The organism is Arthrobacter sp. MYb23 (assembly GCF_002979775.1).
Classification (GTDB): domain Bacteria; phylum Actinomycetota; class Actinomycetes; order Actinomycetales; family Micrococcaceae; genus Arthrobacter.
Genome location: NZ_PCPR01000001.1, coordinates 136,466 through 151,526, shown reverse-complemented (window position 1 = coordinate 151,526; position 15,061 = coordinate 136,466). Strand labels below are relative to the sequence as shown.

The following is a 15,061-nucleotide window of genomic DNA, read 5'->3' as shown; positions in this document are numbered from 1 at the left end:
TTGATTGGTGACCCAAACGCTGCTTTCTGAACTGACCACTGCTGCCGTTGGCGGCCCCGCGGGCAACTATGTTGAGGCCCGCACCGAGGCGGAGATTATCGACGCCGTCCGGTCTGCTGACGCTGCAGGCGAGAAAATCCTGATCATCGGCGGTGGCTCCAACCTGCTGGTCTCCGACGACGGCTACCCCGGAACGGTCCTGAAGATCGCCTCCGAGGGCTTCACCGTGAACTCCGAGGACAGCTGTGGGGGAGTGTCCGTGGTGGTACAGGCGGGCCATAACTGGGACGCACTGGTGGAACACTCCGTGCTGCATGCATGGTCCGGCCTGGAGGCGTTGTCCGGGATTCCAGGTGCCACGGGGGCCACCCCTGTGCAGAACGTGGGAGCCTATGGCGCAGACGTTTCACAGACCATTGCGGCTGTGCGGACGTGGGACCGTGAGCGCAACGCAGTCCAGACCTTCACCAACTCAGAGCTCAAGTTCGGCTACCGCGACTCCATCCTGAAGCAGACCACAGTTGAGGGCTCGCCCCGCTACGTTGTCCTGACAGTCGAGTTTCAGTTGCCGCTGGGCCGGATGAGTGCGCCCATCCGTTACGCCGAGCTGGCCCGCGTCCTGGGCGTGGAGACTGGAAAACGCGCCTACTCAAACGATGTCCGCCGGGAAGTCCTCCGACTCCGCGCGTCCAAGGGCATGGTCCTGGACGCGGCAGATCGAGACACCTATTCTACGGGCTCATTCTTTACCAACCCGATCGTGCCCGCGGAGCTTGCCTCTGCTTTGCCGGAGAACGCGCCCAAGTATCCCGCCGGCACGGACGGACTGGTGAAGCTCTCCGCGGCCTGGCTCATTGACCAAGCCGGATTCGCTAAAGGTTTTGGCCTGGAAGACTCCAGTGTTTCCGGCGGCCGGGCCTCCCTATCCACCAAGCACACGCTCGCCATCACCAACAGGGGTTCAGCGTCAGCCTCGGACATGGTGGCCATCGCGCGCGAGGTGCGTGCCGGCGTCGTCGAGCGTTTTGGCATTGAGCTGCATCCGGAACCCTTGCTGATCGGCGTTGGCCTCTAGGAGCACCTGCGCTCACCGGGCTTGAGCCGGATGCTATATCAGCTCTCGGGGCTTTGGTTGTGCGATACGGCCGAGACGTCGCCCCTCGGCGCCAGGCGTCGAAGCCAAACTCAGCGGGTGCGCCGCTCCGCGATCGGCAGGACCTTGTTGAGGAGCAGGAACGTCAGCCCGCAACTGACCGCCCCCAACAGGAAGATCTGGCTGAACGCGATGCTCTGCGGTGACGGTCCGCTGGGCATGAACAGCCCGGCTGTGGCGAAACCCACCAAGCCCAGGAGCAGGACGATCGCTCCGAGAAGGAAGCTGCGGACCTGCGCCGCGGCTGCCGGGTAGAACCAGGGCTCGGGGGCGTCGTCGTCGCGGTCGGCTACAGGCTGGGTGGCGGCAGCGGTTCCGATCAGAACCGCGGCAGTTGCAGTTGCCACCAGGCTGAATGTCTGGATTGCCTGCATTGCAGGGGAGAGACTCACACCTGTCCCTACCGCTACTATCAGCCCGGCGGCAAGCCCGGCGAGCGTGCAGAACCAGCCGGCGGTAGCCAACCACCGGCTCATCGGCCGCACGAACGGAGCAAGATCACCAAAAAGCATGAACTCATCCTAGGATCCGCTGCTGGGTGACGGCTGGGAGGCACGGCAAGGTTCCCTGTGCTGGACGGTCCTCTTAGGATGAAGCATGCCTGCCGAGAGAACCAATCCCACTCCCCGCGTCATGGGCCGGTTGCGGCTCGTCAGTCAAGGCCTGTTGAGCGGTGGCTTTCCCACAGTTCCGGACGCGGTCCGGTGGATGACGTGCATGCAGGCGCAGGATCTCGGCTCAGCCTTGTGGGCCGTTGGGCAGCGGGTCCCTGGAACGGCTGCGTCGGACGTTCGTGCAGCCCTCGACGCCGGGACGGTGGTCCGTTCGTGGCCCATGCGCGGCACTTTGCATTTGCTCGCCCCCGAGGACCTCCAGTGGATTTTGAGCATCACCGGTGGCCGGCTGATGAACTCTCTGGCTGGGCGTCACCGTGAGCTCGGCATCACGTCCGAGGACATCAGCCATTGCAGGGACATCGCTTTCAAAACCGCTGAAGTCCTCAAGGCAGGGGGCGCACCGGGAGCCAGCCGTGAGCAGCTGTTCCAGGCTTTCGAGGACGCTGGGCAGATCACCAAAGCCCAGCGGGGCATCCACTTGTTGGGGAGTCTGTGCCAGCGCGCGTGGCTGGTACAGGGGCCCATGGCGGGGGCCAATGGCAAGGTGGGTGTGCAGCAACTGTTCGTGCCATTCGACGAGTGGATTCCGGACTCCAGGGAGTTGGATCGCCAAGAAGGGATCGCCGAGCTGCTGTTCCGCTACGTCCGGAGCCACGGCCCTGCCACCATCAAGGATTTTGCCTGGTGGAGCCAGATTCCCCTCACCGAGGCCCGGGCCGCCCTCAACGAGGTGCAGGACCGTTTGGTTGAGCTGCAGCTCGGCGGCAGTAGTTATTGGCTCTCACCGGAGACAGCAGCAATGCTCGACGACGACGTCCCCGGCTCACGCTCGATGCTGGCGCTCCCGGGGTTCGACGAGTTCCTGCTCGGCTACCAGGACCGGAGCCTCGTCCTCGCCCCGGAGTTCGCCGAACGGGTGGTCCCAGGGAAGAACGGCGTGTTCAAACGCATCATGGTGTCCGGCGGTGAGGTGGTGGGGACGTGGGCCAGGCCGGCCAGCGGCAAAACGGTGAGCGTGCTACCAGAGCCGTTCGCGGGGCAGCTGGGCGCGGCCGCCGAGCGCTCGTTCCAAGCCCAGGGCCGCGCCTACCTGAAGTTCATGGCAGGTTGAGCAGGTTGAGCAGGTTGAGCTGGCTCGCAGAGACCCGAGGCCCTGCCCGCAGAGCCCCTAAGACGTCGAAAACCCGCTGTTCCGTTGCCGGGCAGCAACGGAACAGCGGGTTAGGGACGTCCTAAGCCGGGCAGGACTAGAGCTTGCCCGTCACAATGTTGAGCATGCGGCGGAGCGGCTCGGCCGCACCCCAGAGGAGCTGGTCTCCCACGGTGAAGGCGCTGATGTATTCCGGGCCCATTTCGAGCTTGCGGATACGGCCCACGGGGATGTCCAGTGTGCCGGAGGCAGCCACGGGGGTCAGGTCCGCCATGGAGGCTTCCTTGGTGTTGGGAACAACCTTGGCCCATTCGTTGTCCTTGGCCAGGAGGTTCTCGATTTCCGTCACGGACAGGTCTTCGCGCAGCTTGAGCGTGAGGGCCTGGGAATGGGAGCGCATGGCGCCGATGCGGATGCACAGGCCGTCCATGGCGATGTGGTCCTTGCCTGCGGTGCCGTTGCCGGTGCCGAGGATCTTGTTGGTTTCCACGCCGGCCTTCCACTCTTCCTTGGACTGACCGTTGCCGAGGTCGGCATCGATCCACGGAATGAGGGAGCCGGCCAGCGGCACGCCGAACTGGGTGGCGTCAACGCCGGTGCGCTGGGCGGCAAGGACCTTGTGGTCGATTTCGAGGATGGCCGAAGCAGGATCGTCCAGTTCACTGCTGACCTCGTTGTTGAGGGTGCCGAACTGGTTGAGGAGTTCACGCATGTGCCGTGCGCCGCCACCGGAGGCAGCCTGGTATGTCATGGAGGTACCCCACTCCACCAGGTTGTTCTTGAACAAGCCGCCCAGGCCCATCAGCATGCAGGAGACCGTACAGTTGCCGCCGATGAAGTCCTTCACGCCACCGGACAGGCCGGCGTCGATGACGTCGCGGTTGATGGGGTCCAGCACGATGATCGAGTCGTCGTTCATGCGCAAGGTGGAGGCAGCGTCAATCCACAGGCCATCCCAGCCGCGGTTGCGGAGCTCGCCGTGGACCTGCTTGGTGTAGTCGCCACCTTGGGCGGTGACAATAATCGGCAGCTTGGCCAGCGTCTCAATATCGAACGCGTCCTCGAGCTTGCCAGCCCCCTCAGCGAAGGACGGGGCGGCACCTCCTGCGTTCGAGGTGGAGAAAAATACCGGGTTGATGTTGGCGAAGTCGTTCTCGTCCTGCATGCGTTGCATCAGGACGGAGCCGACCATGCCACGCCAACCGACCAGTCCAACGGACGGATTAGCTGCTGTAGTCATTGACCAAGTCTAAACTTTCGGGGCTCAGTGCCGCTGTTGGTTACGTCACGCACGCACTGCACGACGACGGGACGTGCCTCGCGGAGGAGCAAGCTGACAAGAAGCGGGGGTGCTAGAGGCTGCCGGCTTGTTCCTGTGAGTGTTCCTGCCGGAGGACAGCTTTGCGCTTACGCAGGGCAAAGAACGCGCCAAACGTAAACAGCTGCGTGACGACGATCAGCACGATGATCCCGGCAATCTTGTTACCGCCCAGGATCATGGTGAGCCCCACAATGGCGGAGATCAGGGCGAAAAGCGGCAGAAGCATGTAGCCCAGCACGAACAGGGTTTCTGGTTTTTTCAGCATGCTTAGCTCTCTTGGCTTTCCTGGTCTGCGTTCCGGCGCCATGTGGTGAACCGGTAATTGGTGCCGTTCTTGGCGGTGAGCCAGCCCTCGGCCGGGGCTACGGCGTCGAAGGTCCAATCATCACCGAGCTCGGGGGCATAGGTGTCACCCTCCAGGTCGGCGTCAATGATGGTGATGACCGCCAGGTTGGCGATGCCCATGGATTGTTCAAAGATTTCGCCGCCACCGATAATCCACACTTTCTGGCCGCCGGGGGCGAACTGCGATTCCAGCAGGGCCGCGTCCAGGGAGGAAACAACGACGGCGCCCTCGGCCTCGGGCGTGGAAGCCCACTCCGCGTTGCGGGTCACCACAATATTGGTGCGGCCCGGAAGGGGACGGTACTTTTCGGGGAAGGACAACCACGTTTTGCGGCCCATGATGACGGGGTGTCCGGTAGTGAGCTGACTGAAGTGCTTGAGGTCTTCGGGCAGGTGCCATGGCATGGATCCGTCTTTGCCGATCACGCCGGCCTTGGTCTGGGCCCACACCAGTCCGATGCCCGTCATGCGGGCCGCGGTCTCCTGGGTGAAGATGACGCCGGGAAGCTGCGAGGGATTCTCCGAAGTGCTCATACCGCGATCGGCGCCTTGATGGTGGGGTGGTGGCGATAGTCCACAACCTCAAAGTCATCCAGCGTGTAATCGAAGATGGAGTCCGGTGTGCGGAGGATCTTCAATTGCGGGTACTCATACGGCTCGCGGCTGAGCTGCTCGGCAACTTGGTCCACGTGGTTGTCGTAGACATGGACGTCGCCACCGGTCCAGACGAATTCGCCGGGCTCAAGCCCAAGCTGCTGCGCCACCATGCGCGTCAGCAGCGCGTAGGAGGCAATGTTGAAGGGGACGCCCAGGAAAGTGTCCGCGGAACGCTGGTACAGCTGGCAGGACAGTTTGCCGTCGGCCACATAGAACTGGAAGAACGCGTGGCATGGGGGAAGCGCCATGTCTTTGAGTTCGGAGACGTTCCACGCGGACACAATGTGGCGCCGGGAATCGGGGTTGGCGGCCAGATTGGTCATGAGCTCGGAGATCTGGTCGATGTGCCCGCCGTCGGGAGTGGGCCAGCTGCGCCACTGGACGCCGTACACCGGTCCCAGCTCGCCGTCGGCATCCGCCCATTCGTCCCAGATGGAGACGCCTTGGTCCTGCATCCATTTCACGTTCGAGTCGCCGCGCAGGAACCACAGGAGTTCAACTGCCACGGATTTGAAGTGGACCCGCTTGGTGGTGATCAGCGGGAAGCTCTTGGCAAGATCGAACCTCAGCTGGCGTCCAAAAACGCTGCGCGTTCCGGTTCCGGTGCGGTCCGACTTGTGCGTGCCGTTGGCCATGACATCGCGCAGGAGGTCTTCATAAGGGGTGGGGATGCTCACGAGTCCAGCTTACTGGCCAGCCTGCCTCGAACCAGATCAATGAGAGTGTCGTCACCAATGCCGGCGTCACGAGCCGTCCGGATGAGGCCGTCGACGGCGGCAATCACCGCGGCGTCTGCCCGGACAGTGCCGTGCGGCGCCTGAGGCGGCCCGACGACGACAGTCCCGTTCCGTCGTCGTGATTCGATCAATCCCTGCTGCTCGAGTTCTTTGTAAGCGCGTGCCACGGTTCCGGCGGCGATTCCGAGGTCCGCGGCCAGGCTGCGCACCGTGGGCAGGCGGCTTCCTGGTTCCAGGACGCCCACGGCTATCAGGGAGCTGAGTTGCCTGCGGATTTGTTCGAAGGGTGGCACAGGATCAGCAAGATCCACCGTGATTCCGGCAGTCATTGCGCCCGTTCCCCATGATGGGCAGGATCAACGCGGGGGATGGTTCCGAGCAGGCTGCGAACCGGCACCACTGCGACAATCACGGCGATGGCAGCCAAGACCATGCCCACTGTGATGGCCGGGCTGGGTGCCAACGGGTATTCGCCGCCGCCTCCTGAAAATACGCTGTACCACGCATCGTCGGTGATCATGAGCAGCGCTGCGGCCTGTCCGAGGCAGTACGCGGCCAATGTCCTCACGATTCGATACAGGCTGATAGCCTTCAGCGCGGCGTCCAGGCCTGCCTCGCCCTCCCTTTCCGGGATACCACGACGGCGGCGCACGGCAAGGATGGCAGCCGCACCCGCCGCGGCAACTACCGCGGAGAGAAGAAGAGTAGCCGGCCAGGTCTTGGGGGCGGGCGTCTGTGCTTCCGCGGCCACGGCGAAAGCCATTGCCACGGCAAATATCGCGGCGCTTCCGATTGCGAAGGAGAGCAGACCAGGCGATACGGGCTGCCGGGGCCAAAGAGCCTGAGCTTCGGGTTGACCGTAGTTTCGCGCCATCAACACCTCTCCGGCGGCAATGGCTGTCAAGAGGGCCGCGGCGGCGATGGCGATCACAGTGGGAAAAGCCCACGGGTCCAGGGGGCGTGAGGCCACCAGGATCGCCACAACACCCGCCACTAGTGCAAGTCCACCAATCACGCCCAACACTGCGCCAAGGGAAATGCTGAGCCGGGCGGCTCCATGGGTTAGGGGATCGGTACGGAGTGTTTTTGCGCTCGTGGGTTGAGAGGTTTTGAGGATCGACGGAAGTTCAGGAACCCGCCACCACCACATTGCCGCGAGAACTGCCAGGTTGATGAACCCCAGCACGTTGAACCAGGATGACTGCCACACGGCTCCGGGGGCCGGTTGCGCTGCGAAGTTCCCGGCGATACTCGCGAGCCCGGCGGCGATAGTCGCCACGGTCCGAAGCAGCCGGTTGGTGGCTATTGTCCGGAGCGTTCGGTTGTCATCGCCGTCGAGCGTTTCCAATTGGCGTCGGCGGGCAATCAGGAGGAGCACCAGCCACGTTCCCAAGGCCAGGACCAGCAAGGTCCCGCCGAGCCAAAGGGCCAGTTCCACGCCCGGAATCCGGCCGTCCTGCCCTTGGCCCATGTAGCCGTTGTCCTCAGGTGGCGACTGGCCCGGCGGCGTAGGCGGCACGGCTGTGTGCGCCGGCAAGACTGCGATCCAAGCGATGGCCAAAGCTGCGTAGCCGAAGATGGCTGCCGTGGTCCAAGCCAGTTTGCGGGGAAGGAAGTCCCTGATCCTCCGGACCTTCAGTTCTGCGTACCGGCGTGGTGCCTTCGGTGCAGGGTAGCTCAGCTGACCAAGTGCATGGACGGTGAGGCACGCGGCAATTGGCCAGGCGAGTGCGTTGGCGATCTGGTCCGGAGTTGCAGGAGCGCTTGATCCCAGGGGATTCGACCGGATGATTCCGGCGCTCATGGCACCCTGCAAGGAACTGGCCATCCAGCCAATGATTCCCACCCAGAGCCCATGTGAGGCAACGGATTGGGCATCAGGCTTGGACCAGACCTGCATCCTCAGAAACAGGTAAACGATGATGGCACCGACTACCGGTCCCAGGAAAAACATTGTTGGCAGAACAATCACGGCAAGACCCCCACATCTTTTGTATCAATCTACTGACACAAAGAAGTGAGGGTCAAGCCGCTTGACGGGTCAGTCGTCGAACGGCTTGACCTGCTCCACAGACACAATCTTCCGCTCGGATCCCCGCGCTACCTGGCAAACAATGACTTCGCCGGGAGAAAGGAAAGGATCCGTTGTGGGAAGGAGGGCACGCAGGGCCTGCGACATGTGTTGGCCCAGCTGCTTCAACGCCGTGGGTAAAGCCGGGCGGTGAGTACAAACGGCAATGGGCACCTGTTTGTCGAACAACGCCTCAACGGCCGCAGCCGTCTTCTTGGGGGAGCGCTGGTGGTGGTGCTCCGTCAGGGCCTCCACCAGTTTCACCTTGGCTCCGCTGGCCTTGGCATAGGGGGCAATGGTCGCTACGCAGCGGGCCCACGGGCTGGTCACAACACGTTGAGGTTTCCACACCTCCAAGAGGCGCTGCACGGCCACCGCCTGTCGCTGACCCGTGGCAGCCAAGGGACGGTCACCCTCCGCCTTGGTCCACGAAGACCGGGGCTTTGCCTTGGCGTGACGGATCAACACCAGCGGCCACGTGTCCAGTTCGCCGCGGACGTGGGCCTTCTCAAGGTATTCGAGGGGCGCTACATCCGTGGGGTTGCTCAAGAAGCCCGCTGCCCGGTCAGGGCTGCACCACATGACGCTGTCCACTTCTTTGCCATCGGGCCGAAGCTGGGCGCCGTTGACCTTCACTGCCCAGTACCTGACCACCTTCAAACCGGCACTGACATGGTAGTGAATTGGCGGAAGAGGTATGCCCAGCGGGGCTTGAAGACCTATCTCTTCCCACACTTCACGGGCAGCGCACTCGGGAACTGTTTCCCCGGCGTCGAGCTTTCCTTTGGGCCATGACCAATCGTCATAACGGGGACGATGGATCAGGAGGACCTCAAGGGCACCCTTGGTGATGCGCCAGGGAATGGCGCCGGCGGCTATAACGGCCACCGGCTCGCCGGGGTGGTCTGATTGATCCGCCACGGGGGTATCGCTGTTCAAGTGGTTCCTCTACCGCCGGGCCGATGCGCGCTGCCGTGAACGCGACTCCAAGAGCCAGGACTGCATGTCCAGGAGCGGCTTGCCATCCTCGTCCAAGTGGAACCTGGTCCAGTGTCCGCTGTTGTCCAGGTGCCAACTGGCGGTCCCGTCGTCAACGTAGCGGCGCAGCAGGTCCATGACAGTAGCTGTGTCTTCCTTGCTGGCCAACTGAACCAGTGCCTCCACGCGACGGTCCAGGTTGCGGTGCATCATGTCGGCGGAGCCGATGTACACCACGGGCTCGCCACCGTTTCCAAAGGCAAAGACGCGTGAGTGTTCAAGGAAGCGGCCCAGAACGGAACGGACCCTGATGTTTTCGCTGAGTCCCGGGACGCCGGGGCGCAAGGAGCAGATGCCGCGCACCACGACGTCAACCTTCACGCCGGCCTGCGAAGCCCGGTAAAGGGCATCGATGATGGCTTCGTCCACCATGGAGTTGACCTTGATCTGCACCAATCCGGGAGCACCGGCCTGGGCATGGCGGATTTCGGCTTCAATCCTGTCCATCAAACCTGCCCGCACCGATCGCGGCGCAACTAGCAACCTCTTGAACGTGGACTTCGGGGCGTACCCGGAGAGCTGGTTGAACAGTTTGGACAGGTCCTCGCCCACTTGCTCGTTGGCCGTCAGGAGGCCAAGGTCTTCGTAATAGCGAGCCGTGCGCGGGTGGTAGTTGCCGGTGCCGATGTGGCAGTAGCGGCGGAGGCCATCCACTTCCTGTCGAACAACCAAGGACAACTTACAGTGAGTTTTCAGGCCCACAATGCCGTACACCACGTGAACGCCGGCCTGTTCCAGCTTGCGCGCCCAGGAAATGTTGGCCTGTTCATCAAAGCGGGCCTTGATCTCCACAAGGGCCAGGACCTGCTTGCCTGCTTCCGCGGCATCAATGAGGGCGTCAACAATGGGGGAGTCACCCGAGGTCCGGTACAGGGTCTGCTTGATGGCCTGCACCTTGGGATCCGCGGCCGCCTGCTCCAGGAAAGCCTGGACGGAGGTGGAGAACGAGTCATACGGGTGGTGGAGCAAGATGTCCCTGCGCCGCATGGCGGCAAAGACGTTGGCGGCCTTCGACGTCTCGGACTCGTTGAGGTACCGGGACGTGTGCGGGACATGCTTGGGGTAGTGCAGATCAGCGCGATCAATGGCACTGATAGCTGACAGTCCGCGGAGATCCAACGGCGCGGGAACTGAGTAGACCTCGGACTCTTCAACACCCAGTTCGCGGATCAGCAGAGCCTTGATGTTCGGGTTGATGTCCGTGGTCACCTCGAGGCGGACCGGCGGGCCAAAGCGCCGACGCAGGAGTTCCTTCTCCAAAGCCTGCAGGAGGTTCTCGGCGTCGTCCTCTTCTACTTCCAGGTCCTCATTGCGCGTGACGCGGAAGGTGTGGTGCTCCAGGACTTCCATGCCGGGGAAGAGCTTATCCAGGTGGACGGCAATGACTTCTTCCAACGCGATGAACCGGGCTACACGGCCCGGGATGGCGCCTGCCCGCGGTCCGTCCACGGAAATGAGGCGGGGCAGCTGGTCCGGCACCTTGACGCGTGCAAAGAGTTCCTTGTCGCTGATCGGGTTGCTGACGATCACGGCGAGGTTGAGGGAGAGCCCGGAGATATAGGGGAAGGGGTGCGCAGGGTCCACAGCCAGCGGCGTCAGGATGGGGAAGACCTTCTCCTGGAACATGATGCTGATCCGGTGGCGGGCATCCTCATCCAGTTCATTCCAGTGCATGATGTGGATGTGCTCGTAGGCCAGCGCAGGGCGGATCTGCTCAGCGAAGACCCGTGCGTGACGTTCCTGTAGCCTATGGGCCTCTTCGCTGATCTGTTCCAGCACCTCAATGGGGCTCAGGCCCGCGGGGGAGGGCACGGCCAAACCCGTGGCGATACGCCGCTTGAGGCCGGCCACCCGAACCATGAAGAACTCGTCCAGGTTGGACGCGAAAATGGACAGGAAGCTGACACGTTCCAGCAGGAAAAGGTCGGGATCTTCAGCGAGCTCCAGCACGCGGGAATTGAAGGCCAGCCAGCTGAGTTCGCGGTCCAGGAAGCGGTCCGGGGAGATGTCGCCTTCGGGCTCCAGGCTCGGTGCGAATTCCGGAATATCGATGCGGTCCTGAGTGGCTCGCGAAGCCGGCACTTCCGATGATCCGAAGCGCGGGGGCAGTGTTGCTCCCTTCGAGGTGGATCCGGCGGTGCCGACGGGGTCCGGCTGCATGGGGTTCTCCTAAGCTCAGGACGGGGTTTCCTCCCACATTACAAGCAATTCCGGCGCTCGAATCCAAGATGTCACCGGCTTTCAGGCAAGTGATCCCGTCAGGTTAATTTTTGGTTAAAGGCCCATACATCACATCGGTGTCCCAACGAACAAAGCCGAGTTTCTGATATAGAGCTACTGCTGGCTCATTGTCGGCGTCCACGTAGAGCATCACAGCATGCAGGCCTTGGTCCTGGAGGTGCTTGATGCCCGCAACGGTAAGGGCCTTGCCCAGGCCCAAACCCTGCGCCGCCGGAGTCACCCCCACCACGTAGACCTCGCCGATGGCCGGGTGTGGACCTTGCCGGGGGTGAACCTTGGTCCAGTGGAATCCCAACAGCTCACCATCAGGATTGACGGCCAGCAGGAAGCCTTCAGGGTCAAACCAGTCTTCAGCCTTGCGCGCTTCAAGATCCGCCAACGTCATGGAACCCTGCTCTGGGTGGTGGGAGAACGCGGCCCTGTTGGCTGCCAGCCACGCCTGCTCATCCCGGCCTGGTCCGAAGGCGCGGAGCGAAACACCGTCCGGGAGCCCGGCGTCGGGCAGTGCAGCGGCGGAAGACATCAGCCGCATCTTCCACAGTTCACGCACTGGACCATAGCCGAAGCGGGTGGCGAGCTCGGCGGCGGCCTCGTGGTTGCCATGAGACCACGCACTTAATCCCTTGAGGCCCCGCTTGGCCTGCAGGGCGCCCAGGAGCTTCCCGGCAACACCCTGGTTGCGGTAGCTGGGGTGAACTGCCAACTCCAGCACGCCGCTCCCGTCACCACTTTCGACGACGACGGCGACACCCGCCAGGTCTTCTCCAGTGGCCGGGTCCGAGTCTTCGTCAGGGGCATAGAGGACGAAGGAGAGCACAGAGTGGTCCCCGGCGTCTGCGCCGCGCAGCATGACCAATGTTTGCTCGGAGAACGGGGGATTCCCATCGGACTCCCCGGCGGCAGCGGCGAGGGCAGTGACGTCCCTGAGGAGTTCACTGTCCAAGGCGCCGGCAATAATCAGTACGGGCCAGTTTTCCGGGTGCGCGTGACTCATGATGCAAGGCTATACGTCCGGTGCAAGCCGCGTGATTTGATGTCCTTGGAAATGGGAGGTAGTCTCGTTATCTCGTTCGGCTTTGCGGTTTACCCGTAGGTCAAACACAGGGGGGATCCACCAGTGGGGTGGCCTCGATACGTTCGACCCGTATGTCCTCCACCAAGACGTCAGAGGAAAGGCCAGGATCAATGAGATCCTGGCCTTTTCTGTGTGTAGTGGGAAATGTCTGGGCGGTGCCTGAAGTTTTTCTGGCCGGGTGCTCAGGCCTCTGACAACTCTTCGTCCGTGAGGCGGACAAGAGTGAGCCGGTAGCCAACGTTGCGGACCGTGCTGATCAGGTTCTCGTGATCCACGCCAAGCTTGGCTCGAAGCCGCCGGATGTGGACGTCCACGGTCCGTGTGCCACCGTAGTAGTCGTAGCCCCACACTTCGGTCAGCAACTGCTGGCGGGTGAAGACCCGGCCGGGGTGCTGTGCCAGGTACTTCAGGAGCTCGAATTCCTTGAACGTCAGGTTCAGTGGCTGGCCGTTGACGCGTGCGGTGTAGCTGGCCTCGTCAATCACGACGCCGGCGGCCCGGATTTCGGTCTGGGTCTCTTCTTCGCCGGTGACAGCCCGCGCCATGGCGAGGCGGATGCGTGCTTCCACTTCGGCAGGGCCTGCAGAGTCCAGCACAATGTCATCAACTGCCCATGCGGAGGAGACGGCAGCCATGCCGCCCTCGGTAAGAATCAGCATGAGCGGCGCGCTGAGGCCGGTGGCTTTCAGCAACTGGGTGAGTGAACGGGCACCCACCAGATCCTTGCGGGCATCCAGGAAGACGATGTCCGTGGGGTCCGTTTCCAGTAGTGCGGTGGGTTCTGCCGGGAGGATGTGCACACGGTGGTTCAACAACTCCAAGGCAGGCAAAATGTCCACCGAAGAGCCGGTGCTGTTCGTTAGGAGCAGGATGTGCGACATAGTTCCTCCAATGGGCTGTACGCGCATCATCGGGCGTCGAAACCGGAGTCTCACCGGTCGGTCACAACGCATGGTCCGCCTCTACCGTTGTAACGGGATTGTGGCGAAAACAGTGCGCTGTTGAAGTCTGAGTATACCCATCAGTGCCTTGCGACACATGGATTCGTGACAGGCAAGCGCTGGAATTACGACATATTGGGCCGGCTTAAGGCAGGATTGTCGAGAGGTCGTAAGGCACATCGGATTGAGGTCGGCACACAGTGAAGTCTTGGAGCATCGGGGTATTTGGACTCGTGGCGCTCGCAGCCATCGTGGCCAGCACCTTCGTTTCCCGGGAAGCCATGGTGGGTGCAGGCATCGCGGCGTCCGCGGCTGTGGGGATCGGCTGGCCGCATTTCCTGGCTGTTCCCGCCAAGAAAACGTTGGCCTCCGTTATTGGGCTTGCCGGTGCAGGATCGGCTGTCGCTGCTGCCTACGTGCCGGCGCCCGGTTTCCTGGACGGTACCCCGGCATTCGTGGCCCTGGGCGTGATGGCGGTGTTCGTGGTCCAACTGATCAGGGGTACGGGGCAGGCCCAACGCCTGGAATCCACTCTTGGCTGCTCCGCCGGTGTTTTGCTGAATTGCCTGGGCGCGGGGTGGATCGCCAGTGCCCGGTTCAATGGGGTCAAGGAGATGGTCCTCGTGGCTGGCCTCAGCGCGGCAGTGGCCCTGATGGTGGGAATCATCCGCTGGCCGGATCGCATCGTGGCTCCGCTGGGGGTGGTGATGGCCGGACTCATGGGACCGCTGGCAGGTCTGGTTTTCTCGGATATCGCCGTGCTTCCCGCAGCCTTGGTGGGCGTTGTGGTGGGATCTGTCCTGGTGTGTTTCCGGCGTATGACAACCCTCCGGCGGGGGCGGCTCAATATCCCGGCAGCAGTAGGAATGGGCGTGGCGCCTGTTTGGGCTGTGGGGGCCTTGGCTTACTTCATAGACAAACTACTCATCTACTAACGGTTAGGATTGCATCATGTCTGTACTCGCATTTGAAATCTTCTTCCTCGTTCTCCTTGGCCTGGCCAGCGTCGCCATGGCGTGGTTTGCGGGCTTTGTCGTCTACCGCCTTTTCCAGGGCCAGAAGTAACCCTTCTGATCCTGCAGCCCAACAGAGGTAATCGTTGTGCCTATTGAGATCCCTACAGATCTGACGCCTGAACTCGTCCCCCTTTCCTGGCTCATTGGTGAGTGGGAAGGCCGCGGCCGGCTCGGCAGCGGAGACGAGGATTCCGAGCATTTCGTCCAGCATGTGTCGTTCACCCACAACGGGCTCCCGTACTTGCAGTACAGGGCCGAGACCTGGATCAGCGATGACGCCGGCGAAAAGTTGCGGCCGTTGACCGTAGAGACGGGATTCTGGGCTTTGGAGCGGAAGCTTGAAGAAGGCGACGGAGGTCCGGGTCTGATTCCGGCCGACATCGTCCCCGTCCTCAAGACAGCTGACGAAGTCGAAGAGCGTCGCAACAAGGAGGGCGGTTTCGACATTTCGGTGTCCATCTCGCATCCGGGCGGAATCACTGAGCTCTACTACGGCCAAATCAAGGGACCACAGATCCAGCTGAGCACCGACATGGTGATGCGCGGCAGCCACTCCAAGGAGTACACGGCGGCAACGCGGATCTTTGGTTTGGTTGACGGAAACCTCCTGTGGCGGTGGGACGTCGCTGCCAGCGGCAAGGCTCTTGAAGCGCACGCCTCGGCATTCCTTCACAAGGTGTCCTGACCCGAGGCCTCACC

The 15,061-nt window shown here is 62.6% G+C and carries 15 protein-coding genes; 4 read left to right on the top strand and 11 right to left on the bottom strand.

Going from position 1 to position 15,061, the window contains the following annotated elements; translation table 11 throughout:
- Positions 1-7: 7 nt before the first annotated feature.
- Positions 8-1,075, top strand: a complete 1,068-nt coding sequence (locus CQ020_RS00740) for a UDP-N-acetylmuramate dehydrogenase (RefSeq protein WP_105690116.1) — start codon at positions 8-10, stop codon at positions 1,073-1,075.
- 110 nt (positions 1,076-1,185) lie between these two features.
- On the opposite strand, the gene CQ020_RS00735 is transcribed toward CQ020_RS00740, so the two are convergent.
- The gene (locus CQ020_RS00735; RefSeq protein WP_105690115.1) at positions 1,186-1,665 is read right to left on the bottom strand and encodes a hypothetical protein; all 480 of its coding nucleotides are present in this window, start codon (positions 1,663-1,665) and stop codon (positions 1,186-1,188) included.
- A gap of 85 nt (positions 1,666-1,750) precedes the next feature.
- On the opposite strand from CQ020_RS00735, the gene CQ020_RS00730 reads away from it, so the two are divergent.
- Positions 1,751-2,881 (top strand): winged helix DNA-binding domain-containing protein, encoded by a 1,131-nt coding sequence (locus CQ020_RS00730; RefSeq protein ID WP_105690114.1) that lies wholly within the window; start codon positions 1,751-1,753, stop codon positions 2,879-2,881.
- Positions 2,882-3,017: 136 nt separating this feature from the next.
- Here the strand turns inward: CQ020_RS00730 and asd are convergent, their stop codons facing one another.
- The 10 genes from asd to CQ020_RS00680 all read right to left on the bottom strand — a co-directional run bounded on the left by asd (position 3,018) and on the right by CQ020_RS00680 (position 13,286).
- Positions 3,018-4,160 (bottom strand): aspartate-semialdehyde dehydrogenase, encoded by a 1,143-nt coding sequence (asd, locus tag CQ020_RS00725; RefSeq protein WP_024817628.1) that lies wholly within the window; start codon positions 4,158-4,160, stop codon positions 3,018-3,020.
- Between the two features lie 112 nt (positions 4,161-4,272).
- Positions 4,273-4,506 carry an NF038396 family protein gene (locus CQ020_RS00720; protein ID WP_105690113.1) on the bottom strand — a complete coding sequence of 78 codons (234 nt, stop codon included), beginning with the start codon at positions 4,504-4,506 and terminating at the stop codon, positions 4,273-4,275.
- Between the two features lie 2 nt (positions 4,507-4,508).
- Positions 4,509-5,120 (bottom strand): dihydrofolate reductase, encoded by a 612-nt coding sequence (locus CQ020_RS00715; RefSeq protein WP_105690112.1) that lies wholly within the window; start codon positions 5,118-5,120, stop codon positions 4,509-4,511.
- Positions 5,117-5,920, bottom strand: a complete 804-nt coding sequence (locus tag CQ020_RS00710; protein ID WP_105690111.1) for a thymidylate synthase — start codon at positions 5,918-5,920, stop codon at positions 5,117-5,119. Before CQ020_RS00710 ends, CQ020_RS00715 begins: the two co-directional genes overlap by 4 nt.
- Positions 5,917-6,309 carry a GntR family transcriptional regulator gene (locus CQ020_RS00705; protein ID WP_105690110.1) on the bottom strand — a complete coding sequence of 131 codons (393 nt, stop codon included), beginning with the start codon at positions 6,307-6,309 and terminating at the stop codon, positions 5,917-5,919. Before CQ020_RS00705 ends, CQ020_RS00710 begins: the two co-directional genes overlap by 4 nt.
- Positions 6,306-7,952 (bottom strand): hypothetical protein, encoded by a 1,647-nt coding sequence (locus tag CQ020_RS00700; protein WP_146117215.1) that lies wholly within the window; start codon positions 7,950-7,952, stop codon positions 6,306-6,308. Before CQ020_RS00700 ends, CQ020_RS00705 begins: the two co-directional genes overlap by 4 nt.
- A 69-nt stretch (positions 7,953-8,021) precedes the next feature.
- Positions 8,022-8,990, bottom strand: coding sequence for an NUDIX hydrolase (locus tag CQ020_RS00695; protein WP_105690108.1), 969 nt, complete (start codon positions 8,988-8,990; stop codon positions 8,022-8,024).
- A gap of 9 nt (positions 8,991-8,999) precedes the next feature.
- Positions 9,000-11,249 (bottom strand): RNA degradosome polyphosphate kinase, encoded by a 2,250-nt coding sequence (locus CQ020_RS00690; protein ID WP_024817621.1) that lies wholly within the window; start codon positions 11,247-11,249, stop codon positions 9,000-9,002.
- A gap of 103 nt (positions 11,250-11,352) precedes the next feature.
- A complete protein-coding gene (mshD, locus tag CQ020_RS00685) occupies positions 11,353-12,324 on the bottom strand; it encodes a mycothiol synthase (protein ID WP_105690107.1) in 972 nt (323 codons plus the stop codon).
- Positions 12,325-12,587: 263 nt separating this feature from the next.
- Positions 12,588-13,286, bottom strand: coding sequence for a response regulator transcription factor (locus CQ020_RS00680; RefSeq protein WP_024817619.1), 699 nt, complete (start codon positions 13,284-13,286; stop codon positions 12,588-12,590).
- A gap of 260 nt (positions 13,287-13,546) precedes the next feature.
- Between CQ020_RS00680 and CQ020_RS00675 the strand changes: the two genes are divergently transcribed.
- Together CQ020_RS00675 and CQ020_RS00670 are read left to right on the top strand one after the other, a co-directional pair.
- Positions 13,547-14,281, top strand: coding sequence for a permease (locus CQ020_RS00675; RefSeq protein WP_105690106.1), 735 nt, complete (start codon positions 13,547-13,549; stop codon positions 14,279-14,281).
- Between the two features lie 166 nt (positions 14,282-14,447).
- Positions 14,448-15,047, top strand: a complete 600-nt coding sequence (locus CQ020_RS00670; RefSeq protein ID WP_105690105.1) for an FABP family protein — start codon at positions 14,448-14,450, stop codon at positions 15,045-15,047.
- Positions 15,048-15,061 lie beyond the last annotated feature (14 nt).

Excerpts from the sequence above, each read along its gene's own strand:
- CQ020_RS00705 (WP_105690110.1), bottom strand. The coding sequence starts at position 6,309 with ATGACTGCCGGAATCACGGTGGATCTTGCTGATCCTGTGCCACCCTTC.
- CQ020_RS00730 (WP_105690114.1), top strand. The coding sequence starts at position 1,751 with ATGCCTGCCGAGAGAACCAATCCCACTCCCCGCGTCATGGGCCGGTTG.
- CQ020_RS00715 (WP_105690112.1), bottom strand. The coding sequence starts at position 5,120 with ATGAGCACTTCGGAGAATCCCTCGCAGCTTCCCGGCGTCATCTTCACC.
- CQ020_RS00735 (WP_105690115.1), bottom strand. The coding sequence starts at position 1,665 with ATGCTTTTTGGTGATCTTGCTCCGTTCGTGCGGCCGATGAGCCGGTGG.
- CQ020_RS00690 (WP_024817621.1), bottom strand. The coding sequence starts at position 11,249 with ATGCAGCCGGACCCCGTCGGCACCGCCGGATCCACCTCGAAGGGAGCA.
- CQ020_RS00720 (WP_105690113.1), bottom strand. The coding sequence starts at position 4,506 with ATGCTGAAAAAACCAGAAACCCTGTTCGTGCTGGGCTACATGCTTCTG.
- mshD (WP_105690107.1), bottom strand. The coding sequence starts at position 12,324 with ATGAGTCACGCGCACCCGGAAAACTGGCCCGTACTGATTATTGCCGGC.
- CQ020_RS00680 (WP_024817619.1), bottom strand. The coding sequence starts at position 13,286 with ATGTCGCACATCCTGCTCCTAACGAACAGCACCGGCTCTTCGGTGGAC.
- asd (WP_024817628.1), bottom strand. The coding sequence starts at position 4,160 with ATGACTACAGCAGCTAATCCGTCCGTTGGACTGGTCGGTTGGCGTGGC.